This window comes from Roseococcus thiosulfatophilus (genome assembly GCF_017311575.1).
In the GTDB taxonomy this organism is placed as follows: Bacteria; Pseudomonadota; Alphaproteobacteria; order Acetobacterales; family Acetobacteraceae; genus Roseococcus; species Roseococcus thiosulfatophilus.
Map to the genome: position 1 here is coordinate 1 of NZ_JAFFQY010000007.1, position 15796 is coordinate 15796.

Consider the following 15796-nt stretch of genomic DNA (forward strand, 5'->3'; position numbering starts at 1 on the left):
ACATGCGCGCCTGGCTCTTCACCATCCTGCGGAACCGCTTCTTCAACACCGTGGCCGCCCATGGGCGGGCGAATGTCCCGCTCGAGGACGCGCCGGCCGAGGCGCTTGTCACCCCGCCCGCCCATGAATGGGCCTTCCGTCAATCCGAGCTGCGGATCGCGCTGGGCAAGCTGCACCACCTCCAGCGCGAGGCCCTGCTGCTGAGCGTGGGGGCGGAACTCAGCTATGCCGAGATCGGCGAGATCATCGGCTGTCCGGTCGGCACGGTGAAGAGCCGCGTCTACCGCGCGCGACAGGAGCTGGCGGCGTTGCTCGACCATTCCAGCACGCTGGAGCCTGACTCGGTCTGAGGCCGTAACCGCGGCCACCCGCGGCGCGTTGGAGGGCGATGGACATTCCCGCACAGCCCCTGTCCGCCAGCCTGGACGCGCGCGCCCTGGACGTGGCCGCCGCGCTGCGGGCCGCGCCGCCGCGCGATGCGGCCGCCGCCCTCGATCAGCTCGCGCCGCTCCTGCCGCTCGCACGCGCCGCGCCGCGCGTGCTGTGGCAGGCGCTCGTCACCCTGGGCCATGCGGATCTGAGCGCGGGGCGGCTGTTCGAGGGGCATGTGAACGTGCTCCGCCTGCTGGACGACCATGGCGACGCCGCCCAGCGCGCGCGGGCGGAGGGGGCGGGGCTGCTCGCCATCTGGGGCGCCGATGACCCCGCATCGCCCGTGCTTCTGGAGGCGGGGCGATTGTCCGGGCGGAAGCTGTTCTGTTCCGGCGCCGCTTCGGTGGGCGCCGCGCTGGTCACGGCGCGCACCCCGGAAGGCCCGGTGCTGGTTTGGGTTGAGCGACCCGCGGCCACGCGCTTCACGGATGGCCCTGCCTGGCCCGTCGGGGGCATGCGCGCCAGCGAAAGCCGCGCCTGCGCGCTGGATGGGCTGGAGGTGCGGCCGGGGGATGTGGTCGGCGGGCTGGGGGACTACCTGGCGCAGCCCGCCTTCTCGGGCGGCATCTGGCGCATCCTGGCGCTGCAACTGGGCGCGATGCGGCGGCTGGACGAGGCGCTGCGCGCGCACCTTCTGGCGCATGACCGCGCCGGCCACCCGGCGCAGCGCGCGCGGCTGATGGAGAACGCGCTGGATCTGGAGACGACCCGCCTCTGGACCCTCGCGGCGGCCGAAGCCGTCGAGGCGGGCCAGGACACCGAGGCCGCCCTGGCGCGGGTGGGGCTGGCCCGGGAAGTGACGACGCGGGCGGCCGAGGGCGTGCTCGCCCGCACGCGTCGCGGCATCGGGCTTCCCGGCAGCGTCATGGAGGGAACGCCCGGCGGGGCGCCGGTGGAGCGCCTGGCCCGCGACCTCGACAGCTTCCTGCGCCAGCCCGGCCCCGATGCGGCGCTGGACCGCGCGACGGACATTCTCTTGGCGCGCGGCGCGAGGGTGCTGGGATGAGCCGGCCCTCGGTTCCCGCCAGCTACTTCGACCAGCTCTACCGCGCGCGGTCAGACCCCTGGGACCTGGCCGGCAGCGACTACGAGGCGCGGAAATACGCGGCCACGCTGGAGGCCCTGCCGCCGCGGCGCTTTGCCCGCGGGCTGGAGGTGGGGTGTTCCATCGGCACGCTCTCCGCCCTGCTGGCGCCGCGCTGCGGGGAGTTCCTGGGCATTGACCACGCCGAGGCACCGTTGGCAGAAGCGCGGCGGCGCTGCCCGCAAGGCGCCTTCCACCGCATGGCCGCGCCCGGCGAATGGCCGCAGGGCCGCTTCGACCTGATCATGCTGTCCGAGGTACTCTACTACCTCGGCTTCGCGGATCTTCACGCGCTGGCGCGCCGGTGCGAGGACAGCCTCGCCCCCGGCGGCGTGGTGTTGCTGGTGAACTGGCGCGGCGAGAATGATGGCACCATGTCGGGCGATGCGGCGGCGCTGAGCTTCCTGGCCGCGCTGCCGGGGCATTGGCCCTCAAGGAACCTGGCGCTGGAGCCGCGCTACCGGATTGACGTCGCGGAGACTGGGTAGGAGGCGATCCGCAACGGCGGAACCTCAGCAACGGTGCCTGACCCGTTCGGCTACACCAGGGCGCCGTCCGGCGGCGCCTCGGGCAGGGGTATGCCCAGGCGGCGCAGGGCGCGTTCGGCGGCCTGCGTCTGCCGCGCCAGCTCGAGGGCCGGCACGGGCACGGGCTGCAGGCGGGGTGCGGCCGCGCGCAGCCAGGCCCAGCTCTGATCCTCGGACAGCCCGGCGGTGAGCGCCTGGGCCTCCGCCCCCGCAAGGCCAAGCCGCCCCGCCAGGCGCTCGATCTCCGCGCCCTCGCGCAGGGCGCGGCGCAGGCGGTGGCGTCGCAGCACGTGCGAGACGGGCTCGATCGAGGCATCGCAGAACGGGTCCGCATCGGCCGCGCGGCGGCGAAGCGCATCGGCCATGCCACCCGTCGCGCGTCCCTTCAGCCGGGCCGAGACATGCACCACGCAATCGGGCGCGTGGCGGATGCGCGCGCCGATCTCGGCGAGGCGCGCGAAGAGCAGCCGGTCCTCCGCCAATGGCACGTCGGGCACGCCGCCGCAGCGCCAATAGGCCTCGCGCCCCACCGCGAAGTTCGCGCCGGAATGCCCGGTGTGGCGGGGCCAGGGGTCCCAGGGCAACGGGTCCAGCACGCTGGCCAGGCGGTCGAGCAACTGCGCGAGCCGCGCTTCCGCCCGCGCGCGCTCCCGCACCGCGGGCGGCAGGGAACGGGCCGAGGCACGGTCCATGATGGCCCAGCCCGCGATGGCGTCGGACCCCGCGGCATGATGCCGCGCAAGCCCGGCCAGCCAGCCCGGCGCCGGGGTGGCGTCGGCATCGGTGCCGGCCAGCAGCCCGCCCTCGTCCAGCAGCGCGGCGGCGCGCGCCATGGCGAGGCCCCGCGCGTGCCCGGCATGGCGATCGCCCACGGGCAGGGTCACCTCCTCCACATGCAGCGGATAGGGCAGGCGGGGGGCGAGGCGCCGCGCCACGCCCGCCGTGTCATCGGTGCAGTTGTTGGCCAACACCACCACGGCGAAGGGCGGGGCGTCGCGCTGCGCGGCCAGGGCGGCAAGGCAGCGCGGCAGCAGGCGCGCCTCGTCATGCGCGGGGATGGCGACGGCGAGGGTGGGCGTCACCTGGTCAGCTGCCGGATCGCGTCGTTGAGCGGGATGGCGGCGGCCTCGAAGCCGCGCCAGGGGTCCGGGGGCATCCGCGCCTCGGCCAGGTTCGGAAGGGTCAGCGCGGCGGGGTCCAGCCCCGGCTTCACCGCCGACCACGCGATGGGGTGCGCCACCGGGGCGCCGGCCCGCGCGCGGGGGGACCAGTTGGCGATGGCCGTCGCCAGCCGGTCGTTCCGCAGGTAGTCGAGGAAGATCTTTCCGGTGCGCGCCTTCTTCGCCAGCGTCACGGTGTAGCGATCCGGCGCGTCGCGCACCATCAGCGTGCAGAGCAGCCGCGCGAAGGATTTGGCCGCCGCCCAATCCGCCGCCGCACCACGGGCGGGAATGGCCAGCGGCACGACCAGGTGCAGCCCCTTGCCGCCCGTCACGCGGGGGAAGGCCGCAAGGCCCAGCGCCTTCAGCCGCGCCCGCAATTCCTTGGCGCAGGCGATGATGGCGGGCATCTCCACGCCCTCGGCCGGGTCGAGGTCGAAGACCAGTCGGTCCGGGATTTCGGGGCGGGCGGCGGTGGCGCCCCAGGGGTGCAGTTCCAGCGCCGATATCTGCGCCAGCGCGGCGAGGCCCGCCGCGTCATCCACCGCCATGTAGGGCTTGTCCTGGCCTTCAATATGCACCTCGCGCAGGGCGGGCGAGGGAGAATTGCCCGCGTGCCGCTGGAAGAAGAGCGGCTTGCCGAGCCCGCCCGGCGCCCGCAGCACCGACAGCGGCCGGCCCGCGACATGGGCCAGGATGCGGTCGGCGAAGCGCTCGTAATGCGCGGCCAGCGCCTCCTTCGTCACGTCGGGCGGGCCGGGCCAGAGCACGCGGCCGGGGTTGGAGAGGCGCGCGCTGGTGCTGCGGCGCGGGGCAGGGGGCTTGGTGGACGGCGCGGCCTCGACCGCCCCGGCCGGCTTGTCCTCGCGCTCGCCGAGGAAGCTGGCGTGGCGCAGGATGCCCTCCTCGGTCCAGCCGCCATAGGCGACTTCCACGACCAGTTCGGGGTCCACCCAGGTCACGTCGCTGAGGCGGGCGGGAGCGCCCTGCTCGAAGGGGGATGACTTGCGGCGCAGCCCTTCCAGCCGCTTCAGCAGGCGGGAGGAGGCGGCGGCGTTGAAACCCGTGCCCACGCGGCCGGCATAGCTGAAGCGGCCGTCGCGCTGCAGCCCGACCAGCAGCGCGCCCAGGCCGCGGCCCGAAGCCTGGGGGGAGAAACCGCCCACCACGAATTCCTCGCGCCCCCGGCATTTGGACTTCACCCAGGACTCGCCCCGGCCCGAGCTGTAAGGCGCGTCCTGCCGCTTGGAGACGATGCCCTCCAGCGCGAGGCGGCAGGCGGAGGCCAGCATCTGCGCGCCCGGCGCGTCGAAATCGCCCACGAAGCGCCAGGGGTCGCCCTCCGGCAGCCAGTCGCGCAGCGTCGCCTTGCGGGCGCGCAGGGGTTCGCCCCGCAGGTCGCGGCTTCCGTCATGCAGCAGGTCGAAGGCGTGGTAGAGCAGGGTCGCGCGGCGTTCACCCGCGAGATGCGCCTGCAGGGCGGCGAAGCTCGTCTCGCCCTTGCGGTCCAGCGCCACCACCTCGCCATCCGCCAAGCCATCGGGCAAAGCGCGGGCGGCGCGGGCCAGCGGGCCGAAGCGGGCGGTCCAGTCGAGGCCGGTGCGGGTCAGCAGCCGCGCCTTCCCGCCCTCCACACGAAGCTGCACGCGATAGCCGTCGAGCTTGGGTTCGTGCCTCCAGGCCGCCCCGCTCGGCGGCGTGTCCACCAGGCGGCAGAGCTGGGGTTCCACGAAATCCGGGATGGCGGCGGTGCCGGCCTCGATGGCCGCGAGCGTGCGGCCGGTGGCGATGGAGGTCTCGGCCTTCAGCACCGCATCGCCCTCGCCCGGGCGGGCCATGCTGTCGCGCTCCTTGATGAGCAGCCAGTTGGGCTGGCGCGGATTCTCGCCGCGGCGGGGCTTGAGGCGCACCAGCAGGAAGCCGCCGCGCAGCCGCTCGCCCGCCAGCACGAATTTCAGCTCCCCCTTGGCGAGGTTCTCCTCCACCCGTTCAGGGTCGAGCGGTGCCCAGGCGCCCCGGTCGAAGAGCTGCACCACGCCCGCGCCATAGCCGGGCTTGGGGATGACGCCCTCAAAGTCGGCATAGTCGAGGGGGTGGTCCTCCACCTCCACCGCCAGGCGCTTGTCGGCGGGGTCGAGAGAGGGGCCGCGCGTGACGGCCCAGGATTTCAGCACGCCGCCCCATTCCAGGCGCAGGTCGTAGTGCAGGCGACGCGCGGCGTGGCGCTGCACGACGAAGGCGAGGCGGCCCTCCTGGGGTGTGCCCCCCTCCGGCTCGGGCGAGCGGCGGAAGTCGCGCTTGGCGCGATACCGTTCGAGGGCGGCGCGGGCCATGGCTCAGCCGGCGGCGCGCCGGCGCGGGGCGGGTTTGGGTTTGGCCTTGGCGGCCGGCTTGGATTTGGGCTTCGCGGCGGGGGGCTTGGTGGCGGGTTTGGCCTTCGCGGCCGGGCGCGCCTTCGCGCCGCCGCCCTTGCCGCCACCCTGTTCCAGGCTACGCCGCAGCGCCTCCATCAGGTCAATGACATTGTCCTTGCGCGGCGGGGGCGCGGAGACGCCGCCATCGCCGCCATCCTCCTTGGAGGCGATCAGCGCGCGCAGCGCCTCCTCATAGCGGTCATTGAAGGCGGCGGGGTCGAAGGGGCCCTGCTGCTGCGCGATGATCTTCTCCGCGATCTCGATCATGGGCGCATTGCGCTTGGTGGCGGGGATGTCGCCCAGGATCTCCTCCTCGTCGCGCATCTCGTGGACGGCCCGCAGCGTCGTCACCAGCATCCCACGCCCGCGCGGCTCGATCGCCACCACGCGTTCGCGCGTGGTCAGCACGAGGCGCGCCAAGGCGACCTTCCCCGCCTCCTCCATCGCGGTGCGGATGACGGAGAAGGCGTCGAGCCCCGCCTTGCCGTCCGGCACCATGAAGTAGGGGTCGCTCCACCAGATGCGGTCGATCTCCGAGGCATCCACGAAGCGCTCGATCTCGATGGTGCGGGTGCTCTCCAGCCGGACCGATTTCAGCTCCTCGTCGGTGAGGAGGATGTGGCGGTCCTTCTCGATCTCGTAGCCCTTCACCAGGTCGCGCCGCTCCACCTCGCCCGCCTCGGGGTCGATGGTCTGCATGCGGATGCGGTTGCCGGTGGCGGGGTTGATGAGGTGGAAATGCACCTCGTTCGCGGCGGTGGTCGCCGGGAAGAGGGAGACGGGACAGGCGACGAGGGAAAGCTTCAGATGCCCCCGCCAACTCGGCCGCGACGCCATGGGTGAACCTCCTGCTGCGGGGCTGGAACGCGACGGGGCCCCGGGCGTTGCGCCGTGCCCGTCACGGGGCACGGCGCCTTCGCCGTCAGGCGGCGGCCTTGTTGACTTCCCGCGTGGCGATGCGGTTCAGCAGCGTGTCGGCCTTCTTCTCCTCCTCCAGCGTCTGGCGGAGAAGCTGGGCCGCCTCCTCATGGCCCGTCATGGCGGCCCAGGCGGCCAATGTGCCGTAGCGGGCCATCTCGTAATGCTCGACCGCCTGGCCGCAGGCGATGAGGCCGGCATCGCGCACCTGGCTGGGCTCGGTGACTTCCTCCATCAACTCCTCGGCCTCCTCGATCAGGCCCAGCATCGCCTGGCAGGTCTGGCCCTGCGCGCGCTTGCCGATGATCTCGAAGACGCGGGTGAGGCGGGCCACCTGCTCCTGGGTTTCCTCGCGGTGGTCGGTGAAGGCCTGTTTCAAGGTCTCGCTCTGGGCGGCGCGGGCCATCTTGGGCAGCGCCTTCAGCAGCTGGCGCTCGGCGAAATAGACATCCTTCAGGGTGGTCAGGAACAGCTTGTCCATCGAATACATGGGCGTTTCTCCGTACGGGAAGCGGGCGTGACGCCCGTGTCTGCGGAACCGGTTTCGCCGCGCGGGGTTCATCCATGAAGTTTCCGACATCCCGGGCAACCCTTTGGCCGCCTTGTCGTTCCGGTTCGCGTCGGGTGCGGGAGGGATGGCGTGATGGGCATGATGGAAAAGTTGCCGGCGGGCCGGTTGGCCGCATGGCTGCGCGCGTCCGGCCAGGGTGCCGTGCTGCTGAGCGCGGGGCGCGAGATCGGCCTGGCCGGGGCCGCGGCGCGTGATCTCGCGCGCGCGGGCCGGGACGTGCTGCTGCTGCATGCGCCCGCCGACGAGGCGATCGCGCTTTCGGTGGCGCTCGACGTGGAGGCGGAGGGCCGGCGCTGCGAACTGGTCGCGGGCGCGCTGGACGACATGGAGACCTGTGAGGAAGCCGCCCTGCACGCCGCCTTCCTCGGCCGTGGGCGCATCGCGGCGGTGGTCTGCGTGGAGGGCGCGGCGCCCGACACGCGCGGCGATGTCGCGGGCTTCGCCACCGTGCTGCGGGCGGCGGTGCCGCTGCTGGCGCCGGATGCGCGCGTGGTCCATCTCCAGCCGGAATTGCCTCGCGAGGCGGGGCTGGAGGCGCTGTCGGCGCGGCGCCTTCTGCACCGTTCCACGCGGCGCCTGCTGGGCCGGCTGCGGCGGGAACACGGGTTGCACGGCTTGTGCATGACCGCTGCCGCCGGCTGGGCCTGGGCGGCGGAGAATGGCCGCGCGGGCCTCGACGCGCGGGCCTGGGCGCCTTCCTCCGGCGTGAGCGCGTAACCAACCCCGGGCCGGGACGTTCTGCCTGGAAGCTGCCTTGTGCAGCGCAAGCAGGAGGACGACATGACCCAACGGAATTTCACGCGGTTGCCGCTGCTCGCCGTCACGCTGACGGGCGGGCTCGCCCTTGGTGGCGCAGCCTTCGCGCAGCAGGCGCCCAACCCCACCGCCCCGCCCGCCTCGGCCACGCCGGGCGCGCCGCCCGCGGGCACCCAGGCGCCGGCCACCGCGGGGCAGGGCCAGCAGGCCCCTGCGCAGCGCCAGGCGGCGCAGCCCCCGGCCTCCGGTGAATCCGCCCGACCCGCCCCGGCCGAGCGTGGTGGCGTGGCACCTGGCGGCATGGTGCCGGGCACGCGCGCGGGCGACTATCCCGGCATGAGCCCCCGCACGCAGCAGGGCGGCACGCCGCAGGGTGCGGCGGGGCAGGCTCCCGGCGGCGCGGGCACGGGTGCCGGTGGTGCGACGACCGCGCCCGCCGCCTCGGGCGGACCGGCCGGGCCCAGCCCCGGCAGCCCGACCGCGACCACCGACCAGGGTGCCCCGGTGCCGCGTCAGCCGCAGGGCCAGCCGCCCGTCTCCTATGGCACGCCGCAAAATCCGGACAACCCGGCGGCTGCCGCGGCGCCCGCGCCCACCGGCGCGCCTGCCGCCCAGCCGCAGGTGAGCCCCGGCGCCGCGCAGACGCCTGCAACCCCGCCGCAGCAGCCGGACCGGACGCCGACGCCGCAGCAATCCGCGCCGCCCGCTTCCGGCGCCCAGCCGGGCGGCTGACGCCCTCTTTTGCATGCATCGGGGCGGCGTTTCGCGCCGCCCCTTCTTATGTCTGGAGTATCGCCTGTGTCGCTGCGCCAACTGATCGGCTTGACCCTTCGCGCGGCGGACCGTCACGTGCTGGGCCAGGTCGTGGACATCGTCTTCGTTCCGGTGGTGCCGGACCAGGCGGATGTGCCGTTGCATCACGTCCAGGGAGGGCTCGTGGCCCTGGCGATGGTGGCCCCGCCGGGCGACGGCGCCCGTCCCATGCCCTACGAGGTCACGCGGCTGGAACATGATCCGACGGGCGGGGCGATCATCCCCGCCATGTCACCGAATTGAGGCCACGAAAAACGGGCCGGGGCTGATGCCGCCGGCCCGTTTGATGCCCTGTGAAGTCGGGTCGCGCCCGGTCAGCGCAGGCCCAGGAAGCCCAGGATGAAGAGGACGATCACGACGGCGCCCACGATATAGACGATGCTGTTCATGGCATATCTCCTTTCCGATGGGGGGCTAACGGGGCTGGCGCGGTACGGTTGCAGCGCCGTCACGTTCGAGCCGCGAAAAATGAACGTCCAGTGGATCATTAAATATGCAATTGCACACGCCGGGGGCGTTCCCGGGCGCGCCGGCCTCGAAATGCCGATTTTCAAAACGTAAAATTTGGTTTGCAGCGCAGCGATGCACGTAACCTTTGGGTGGTTTCACCCTCCGTGAGGACGCCATGCGCGAACCCAGCCACTCCGTCACCCGCCGCGGCCTGCTGGCCGCCCCCTTGGCCGCCGGGCTGACCGCCCCCTTGGCCGCGCCCGCCCTCGGCCAGCAGGCGCCGATCCGGGTCGGCGTGCTGCATTCGCTGTCGGGCACCATGGCCATCAGCGAAACCGCGCTGCGCGACACGGTGCTGATGATGGTGGAGGCCCAGAACGCCCAGGGCGGCCTGCTGGGCCGGCGGCTGGAGGCGGTGGTGGTGGACCCCGCCTCCAACTGGCCCCTCTTCGCGGAGAAGGCGCGCGAGCTGCTGCAGATTTCGCGCGTGGACGTGACCTTCGGCTGCTGGACCTCGGTCTCGCGCAAGTCGGTGCTGCCGGTCTTCGAGGAACTGAACGGGCTGCTCTTCTACCCCGTGCAGTATGAGGGCGAGGAGGAGAGCCGGAACATCTTCTACACCGGCGCCGCCCCCAACCAGCAGGCCATCCCGGCCGTGGAATACCTGCTGGGCGCCGATGGCGGCGAAGCCAAGCGCATCGCGCTGCTGGGCACGGACTATGTCTATCCGCGCACCACGAACCGCATCCTGCGCGGCTTCCTCAACTCCAAGGGCATCACCGACGCGGATATCCTGGAGGAATACACCCCCTTCGGCCACAGCGACTGGCAGGGCATCGTGGCGCGCGTGAAGCGCTTCGCGGGCGAGGGCAAGAAGACCGCCATCGTCAGCACCATCAATGGCGATGCCAACGTCCCCTTCTACCGCGAGCTGGGCAACCAGGGCATCCGCGCCGAGGACATCCCCTGCGTCGCGTTCAGCGTGGGCGAGGAGGAGCTGGCGGGCATTGATACCCGCCCGCTGGTCGGGCACCTGGCCGCCTGGAACTACTTCATGTCCGTGGAGTCGCCCGCCAACACCGAGTTCCTGACCATGTGGCGCAACTACATCCGCAACCCGCGCCGCGTGACGAACGACCCGATGGAGGCCACCCTCATCGGCTTCAAGATGTGGGCGCAGGCCGTCACCGCCGCGCGCGGCACGGGCGTGGATGCGGTGCGTGAGGCGCTCTACGGGCAGAAGGTGGCGGCGCCCTCGGGCTATGAGGTGGAGATGCACCGCAACCATCACCTTTCGAAGCCGGTGATGATCGGCGAAATCCGCGCCGATGGGCAGTTCGACATCGTGAGCCGCACGCCGACGGCCATCGTGGCCGAGAACTGGTCGCCCTTCATCCCCGAGAACGCGAACCGCCGGCGCTGATGCCAAGCCCAGGGGGCGGCATGCGCCCGCCCCCTTTTCGTGGCGCGAAGAAGGAAGCGGCGGAGCTGATGCCCTGGTTTTTCCTGCGTGGCCTTGCCGCCGCGCTGGCCCTGTTGCTGTTCCTGGCACCCGCCCGGGCGCAGGAATATGAGGCGCTGCTGCCGGGCCTGGCCGGCGGCTTCGCGCAACAGGCCGAGACGGTGGAGCGCCTGGGCCTGCTGGGCGACCCGCGCGCGATTCCGCTGTTGCAGGCCATGGCCGATGCGCGGCTGCTGCGTCTGGCCGATGGCAGCTTCGCCCCGCAGCAGGGTGCGGCGCCGCCCGAGGGCGCCACGCTGATCCGCATCAACAACCGCGTGCGGGGCGCGCTGCGTGGCGCGCTGGGCCGGCTGCAACTGGTCTCGCCCGACCCGGCCGAGCGGCTGCGCGCGGCCGATGCCATCCTGCGCAACCGCAGCGCCGCCGACATTCCGCTGATCGAGGCCGCGCTGGCGCGCGAGACGCAGGCGCCGATCCGCGCCAGGCTGGAACTGGCGCTGGGCGGCGCGCGCCTGGCGTCGGAGGATGTGGCGGTGCGGCGGGCGGGGGTCGCGGCGCTGGGCGCCTCCGCCTCGCCCGAGGCGCGCGGGCAGTTGCTGGCGGCGCGTGCGGCCAATGCCGAATTGCTGCCGGAGATCGAGGCCGCCATCGCCGCCATTGACCGCCGCCTGCAACTGCGCCGCGCGGCGGAGACGGTGTTCCAGGGCTTGTCACTGGGTTCCGTGCTGCTCCTGGCGGCACTCGGGCTGGCCATCACCTTCGGGGTGATGGGCGTGATCAACATGGCGCATGGCGAATTCGTGATGCTCGGCGCCTACACCACCGTGGTGGTGCAGGAGATCTGCCGGAACATCCCAGAACTGGCGCCGTGGTCGCTGCCGCTCGCGGTTCCGGCGGCCTTCCTGGTGACGGCCGCGATCGGCGCCGCGATGGAACGCGGCCTTATCCGCCACCTCTATGGCCGCCCGCTGGAGACGCTGCTGCTGACCTTCGGCGTGGGGATGATCCTGCAGCAGGTGGTGCGCCTCGCCTTCGGCGCGCAGAACCGCGAGGTGATCAGTCCCGAATGGATGATGGGCACGCTGCTGCTGTCGGGCGGCATCGCGGTCACGCAGAACCGCCTCTGGATCATCCTGTTCTCGCTGGTGGTGCTGCTGGCCTGTTTCGCCGCCATCCGGCTTACGCGCTTCGGGCTCGAGATGCGCGCGGTGGTGCAGAACCGGCGGATCGCCGCCACCATGGGCATCCGCACGGGGCGTGTGGACGCCATGACCTTTGCTTTTGGATCAGGCCTCGCGGGGCTGGCGGGCGTGGCGCTGAGCCAGATTGACAATGTCTCGCCCAATCTCGGCACGGGCTACATCATCGACAGCTTCATGGTGGTGGTCTTCGGCGGCGTGGGCTCGCTGATGGGCACGCTGATCGGGGCTTTCACGCTCGGCCTGCTCAACAAGTTCCTGGAACCCTATGCGGGGGTGGTGCTGGCCAAGGTGGCGGTGCTGGTGGGCATCATGCTGTTCATCCAGCGCCGGCCCAAGGGCCTGTTCGCGCTGAAGGGGCGTGCGGCCGACCAATGAACCGTCGCCTCGCCCTGTTGCTGTGCGTGCTGGCGCTGGCGGCACTTCCGGCCTTCAACGCGCTGCCGGCCGAACATCCGCTGCATGTCCCGGATTTCCTCGTAAGCGTGGTGGGCAAGTGGATCTGCTACGCCATTCTCGCCTTGGCGATTGATCTCGCCTGGGGCTATGCGGGCATTCTCTCGCTGGGTCATGGCGCCTTCTTCGCGCTGGGCGGCTACGCGATCGGGATGCATCTGATGCGGCTGATCGGGCCGCGCGGCGTCTATGGCCACCCGGTGCTGCCGGACTTCATGGTGTTCCTGGGCTACACCGAACTGCCCTGGTACTGGCTGGGCTTCGACTGGTTCGCCTTCGCCTTCCTCATGGCGTTGTTCGTGCCGGGGCTGCTGGCGCTGGTGGTGGGGTGGCTCGCGTTTCGCAGCCGCATCACGGGCGTTTATCTCTCCATCATCACCCAGGCCATGACCTATGCGCTGATGCTGGCCTTCTTCCGCAATGACATGGGCTTCGGCGGCAATAACGGCTTCACCGACTTCAAGGAATTGCTGGGCATGCCGCTCAACACCGGCGCCACGCGCGCCGTGCTGTTCTATGCCTCGCTGGCCACGCTGGTGCTGGTGTTCTGGGGCAGCGCGCATCTGACCCAGACGAAGCTGGGCCGTGTGCTGACCGCGATCCGCGATGCCGAAAGCCGCACGCGTTTTCTCGGCTACAACGTCACGCAGCACAAGCTCTTCGTCTTCGTGCTCTCGGCCATGATCGCGGGGCTCGCCGGCGCGCTCTACGTGCCGCAGGTGGGCATCATCAACCCCTCGGAATTCTCGCCGGGCAACTCCATCGAGGCGGTTGTCTGGGTGGCCTTCGGTGGGCGGGGGACGCTGGTGGGCGCGGTGCTGGGCGCCTTCTCGGTGAACGCGCTCAAGACCTGGCTGACCTCGGTGGCGCCGGATCTGTGGCTGATCGTGCTGGGCCTGCTGTTCGTCATCGTCACGCTGCTGCTGCCCAAGGGCCTTGTCGGCCTGCTGCGGAGGCGCGGGTCATGAGCGGCACGGGGCTTTATGTGGACGGCGTCACCGTCACCTTCGACGGCTTCCGCGCGCTCAACGCCCTCTCGCTGGTGGTGGAGCCGGGGGAGCTGCGCGCCGTCATCGGCCCCAATGGCGCGGGCAAGACCACGATGATGGACGTCATCACCGGCAAGACGCGGCCCGACACCGGCATCGTCCGCTTCGCCGGCCGCGACCTGACGAAGCTGGACGAGGCCGCCATCGCGACCCTTGGCATCGGGCGGAAGTTCCAGAAGCCCACGGTCTTCGACGCGCTGACCGTGTTCGAGAACCTGGAACTGGCGCTGAAGGCCCCGCGCGGCCCCATCGCCTGCCTGCGCTGGGTGCTGGCTGGTGCGGCGCGGGCGCGCATCGAGGCCATAATGGAACAGATCGGCCTCGCCGCCCGGCGGGAGGACCTCGCCGGACTGCTGAGCCACGGGCAGCGCCAATGGCTCGAGATCGGCATGCTGCTGATGCAGGAGCCCGACCTGCTTCTGGTGGACGAACCCGTGGCCGGCATGACCGACCATGAGACCGAGCAGACCGCCGCCCTGCTGCGTGGCATCGCGGGCACACGCAGCGTGGTGGTGGTGGAGCACGATCTGGAATTCGTCCGCGCGCTGGATTGCCGGGTCACGGTGCTGCACGAGGGCAGCGTGCTGTCCGAGGGGTCCATCACCCATGTGCAGGCCGACCCGCGCGTCATCGAAGTCTATCTGGGGCGCTGAGCGATGCTGAGTGTCGAAGGCGTGGACCTCTCCTATGGCGCCAGCCGCTGCCTGCGGGGCGTCTCGCTTGCCGTGCAGCCGGGGCAGGTGGCGGCCGTGCTGGGGCGCAACGGCGTGGGGAAGTCCTCGCTGCTGCGGGCGATCATGGGGCTGGAGCGCATCCAGGGCGGGCGCATCGCCTGGGAGGGGCGGGACCTTGCAGGCCTTTCGCCGGCCGACCGGGCGCGGGCGGGCATCGGCTATGTGCCGCAGGGGCGGGAGATCTTCCCCTTCCTGACGGTGCAGGAAAATCTGGAGACGGCGCTCGCCGCCGCCCCGCGCGGCAGCAAGGTGGACCCGGAGGTGTTCGACCTCTTTCCCATCCTGCGGCAATTCCTGCGGCGGCGCGGGGGCGACCTTTCTGGCGGCCAGCAGCAGCAGCTCGCCATCGCGCGGGCCATGACGGCGCGGCCTCGCCTGCTGATCCTGGACGAGCCGACAGAGGGCATCCAGCCCAACGTCATCAAGGATATCGGCAAGGTGATCCGCCATCTGGCGCGCGACCGCAACTTCGCGGTGGTGCTGGTCGAGCAGTATTTCGAATTCGCGCGCGACCTCGCAGACCACATCACCGTCATGGTCCGCGGCGAGGTGGCGCTGGCCGGCCCCACCGAGGCGTTGGACGAGGCCGCGGTGCGCCGGCTGCTGACGGTGTGACCTACAGCTCGGGCCGCTGGTCCAGGTAGAGCCGCTGCACCAGGATCATCACCACCACCATCAGCGGCGTGGCCACCAGCACGCCCATGAAGCCGAACAGGGTGCCGAAGACCAGCACGGCCATGATGGTCAGCAGCGGCGGCAAGGCCACCGCCCAGCGCTGGATCAGCGGCGTGATCACCTCGCCCTCCAGCTGCTGCACGGCGATGCACAGCAGCAGCACGTAGAGCGCCTGCATCGCCCCCTGCGAGAAGGCGAAGATGACGGCGATGGCCGTGAACAGCGTGGCGCCGATGAAGGGCACGAAGCCCAGAACCCCCGCCAGCACGCCGAGCGAGGCCGCCATGGGCACGCCCAGCAGCCAGAGCCCCACGCCGCTCAGCACGCCGATCACGGCCATGGACATCACCTGGCCCAGCAGCCAGCCTTCCAACCCCTCGCCCGCCGCGCGCATCGCATCCGCCACGCGCGGCCGCAGGTCATGCGGCATGAGCGAGACGAAGCCGCGCAGGTAGAAGCCGGGTGTCGCGGCCAGGTAGACGCCCATGAAGCCGATCAGCACCGCGTTCACCACCCCGCCCACGCCGATGCCGACATAGGCCGCAAGGCTCGCCCAGGGGACCGTCGCGGTGGCATCGGCCGGGTCGCCCAGGATTTCGCGCAGGCCGATGCCGATGCCGGAATCCTCCCGCAGCCAGGTGTCGGCGGCGTCCAGCGCCTCGGGCAGGGCGGTGCGGAGTTCGTTCACCTCCCGCACCATCTGCGGGCCCATCAGCGCCACCACGCCGAGCAGCAGCGCTGGTATGCCCAGCACCACCACCCCCAGCGCCAGGCCGCGCGGCAGCGCCGTCAGGCGCGACAATGCGTTCGCCAGAACCGCGCCGGCGGTGGCCAGCAGGATGCCGGCGAAGAGCAGCAGCAGCACATGGGACAGCAGCCATATCAGCGCGAAGGCGCTGGCCACGGCGCCGAGCTGAATGACGCGGCGCGTGAAGTCGTCGAGGCGGGGCAGGGGAATATTCCTTCGCGGTGCGTGGTCCGTCGCTGCAACGCGCTACCTTGGGTGGGCGTTGCCCCCCGTCTTTGACATTCCCGCGACCCATCGCCGCCGTGGAATTGCCACCCGCGCCGCCCATATGCGCGGTCATGACCGGAG

The 15796-nt window shown here is 71.6% G+C and carries 17 protein-coding genes; 11 read left to right on the plus strand and 6 right to left on the minus strand.

Annotation, left to right across the window (positions count from 1 at the left end):
• From JTN19_RS04220 to JTN19_RS04230, 3 genes are all read left to right on the plus strand, one after another.
• The coding region (locus tag JTN19_RS04220; protein WP_206930663.1) for a sigma-70 family RNA polymerase sigma factor at nucleotides 1–350 on the plus strand (350 nt) is incomplete at its 5' end.
• A gap of 38 nt (nucleotides 351–388) precedes the next feature.
• Nucleotides 389–1438: an acyl-CoA dehydrogenase family protein gene (locus JTN19_RS04225; RefSeq protein WP_206930664.1), complete on the plus strand. Its 1050-nt coding sequence runs from the start codon at nucleotides 389–391 to the stop codon at nucleotides 1436–1438.
• A complete protein-coding gene (locus JTN19_RS04230) occupies nucleotides 1435–2004 on the plus strand; it encodes a class I SAM-dependent DNA methyltransferase (RefSeq protein ID WP_206930665.1) in 570 nt (189 codons plus the stop codon). The genes JTN19_RS04225 and JTN19_RS04230 overlap by 4 nt, the downstream gene beginning before the upstream one ends.
• Nucleotides 2005–2054: 50 nt before the next feature.
• Here the strand turns inward: JTN19_RS04230 and JTN19_RS04235 are convergent, their stop codons facing one another.
• The 4 genes from JTN19_RS04235 to JTN19_RS04250 form a co-directional block, all read right to left on the minus strand.
• Nucleotides 2055–3125: a glycosyltransferase gene (locus JTN19_RS04235; protein ID WP_206930666.1), complete on the minus strand. Its 1071-nt coding sequence runs from the start codon at nucleotides 3123–3125 to the stop codon at nucleotides 2055–2057.
• Nucleotides 3122–5536, minus strand: a complete 2415-nt coding sequence (gene ligD / locus JTN19_RS04240; protein WP_206930667.1) for a DNA ligase D — start codon at nucleotides 5534–5536, stop codon at nucleotides 3122–3124. The genes JTN19_RS04235 and ligD overlap by 4 nt, the downstream gene beginning before the upstream one ends.
• Before the next feature lie 3 nt (nucleotides 5537–5539).
• Nucleotides 5540–6454 (minus strand): non-homologous end joining protein Ku, encoded by a 915-nt coding sequence (ku, locus tag JTN19_RS04245; protein ID WP_206930668.1) that lies wholly within the window; start codon nucleotides 6452–6454, stop codon nucleotides 5540–5542.
• An 85-nt stretch (nucleotides 6455–6539) separates the two neighbouring features.
• Entirely contained in the window at nucleotides 6540–7025 is a 486-nt protein-coding gene (locus JTN19_RS04250) for a YciE/YciF ferroxidase family protein (RefSeq protein WP_206930669.1), read from the minus strand.
• Nucleotides 7026–7184: 159 nt separating this feature from the next.
• Here JTN19_RS04250 and JTN19_RS04255 point away from each other — a divergent pair, with 159 nt between their 5' ends.
• The 3 genes from JTN19_RS04255 (at nucleotide 7185) to JTN19_RS04265 (ending at nucleotide 8918) form a co-directional block, all read left to right on the plus strand.
• Entirely contained in the window at nucleotides 7185–7823 is a 639-nt protein-coding gene (locus JTN19_RS04255) for a hypothetical protein (RefSeq protein ID WP_206930670.1), read from the plus strand.
• A gap of 63 nt (nucleotides 7824–7886) precedes the next feature.
• On the plus strand, nucleotides 7887–8594 hold the full coding sequence (locus JTN19_RS04260; protein ID WP_206930671.1) for a hypothetical protein: 708 nt from the start codon (nucleotides 7887–7889) through the stop codon (nucleotides 8592–8594).
• Nucleotides 8595–8660: 66 nt separating this feature from the next.
• On the plus strand, nucleotides 8661–8918 hold the full coding sequence (locus tag JTN19_RS04265) for a hypothetical protein (RefSeq protein ID WP_206930672.1): 258 nt from the start codon (nucleotides 8661–8663) through the stop codon (nucleotides 8916–8918).
• Nucleotides 8919–8989: 71 nt separating this feature from the next.
• Here JTN19_RS04265 and JTN19_RS04270 read toward each other — a convergent pair whose 3' ends face one another.
• On the minus strand, nucleotides 8990–9163 hold the full coding sequence (locus tag JTN19_RS04270; protein ID WP_206930673.1) for a hypothetical protein: 174 nt from the start codon (nucleotides 9161–9163) through the stop codon (nucleotides 8990–8992).
• A gap of 137 nt (nucleotides 9164–9300) precedes the next feature.
• On the opposite strand from JTN19_RS04270, the gene urtA reads away from it, so the two are divergent.
• From urtA to urtE, 5 genes are all read left to right on the plus strand, one after another.
• Nucleotides 9301–10548 carry an urea ABC transporter substrate-binding protein gene (gene urtA, locus JTN19_RS04275; protein ID WP_206930674.1) on the plus strand — a complete coding sequence of 416 codons (1248 nt, stop codon included), beginning with the start codon at nucleotides 9301–9303 and terminating at the stop codon, nucleotides 10546–10548.
• A gap of 68 nt (nucleotides 10549–10616) precedes the next feature.
• Complete coding sequence (urtB, locus tag JTN19_RS04280) at nucleotides 10617–12164, plus strand: urea ABC transporter permease subunit UrtB (protein WP_206930675.1); 1548 nt, start codon at nucleotides 10617–10619, stop codon at nucleotides 12162–12164.
• Nucleotides 12161–13210 (plus strand): urea ABC transporter permease subunit UrtC, encoded by a 1050-nt coding sequence (urtC, locus tag JTN19_RS04285; RefSeq protein ID WP_206930676.1) that lies wholly within the window; start codon nucleotides 12161–12163, stop codon nucleotides 13208–13210. Before urtB ends, urtC begins: the two co-directional genes overlap by 4 nt.
• The gene (urtD, locus tag JTN19_RS04290) at nucleotides 13207–13944 is read left to right on the plus strand and encodes an urea ABC transporter ATP-binding protein UrtD (protein WP_206930677.1); all 738 of its coding nucleotides are present in this window, start codon (nucleotides 13207–13209) and stop codon (nucleotides 13942–13944) included. The genes urtC and urtD overlap by 4 nt, the downstream gene beginning before the upstream one ends.
• A 3-nt stretch (nucleotides 13945–13947) precedes the next feature.
• Nucleotides 13948–14640 carry an urea ABC transporter ATP-binding subunit UrtE gene (urtE, locus tag JTN19_RS04295; RefSeq protein ID WP_206930678.1) on the plus strand — a complete coding sequence of 231 codons (693 nt, stop codon included), beginning with the start codon at nucleotides 13948–13950 and terminating at the stop codon, nucleotides 14638–14640.
• Between the two features lies 1 nt (nucleotide 14641).
• Here the strand turns inward: urtE and JTN19_RS04300 are convergent, their stop codons facing one another.
• On the minus strand, nucleotides 14642–15604 hold the full coding sequence (locus tag JTN19_RS04300; protein WP_206930679.1) for an AI-2E family transporter: 963 nt from the start codon (nucleotides 15602–15604) through the stop codon (nucleotides 14642–14644).
• Nucleotides 15605–15796: the final 192 nt, after the last annotated feature.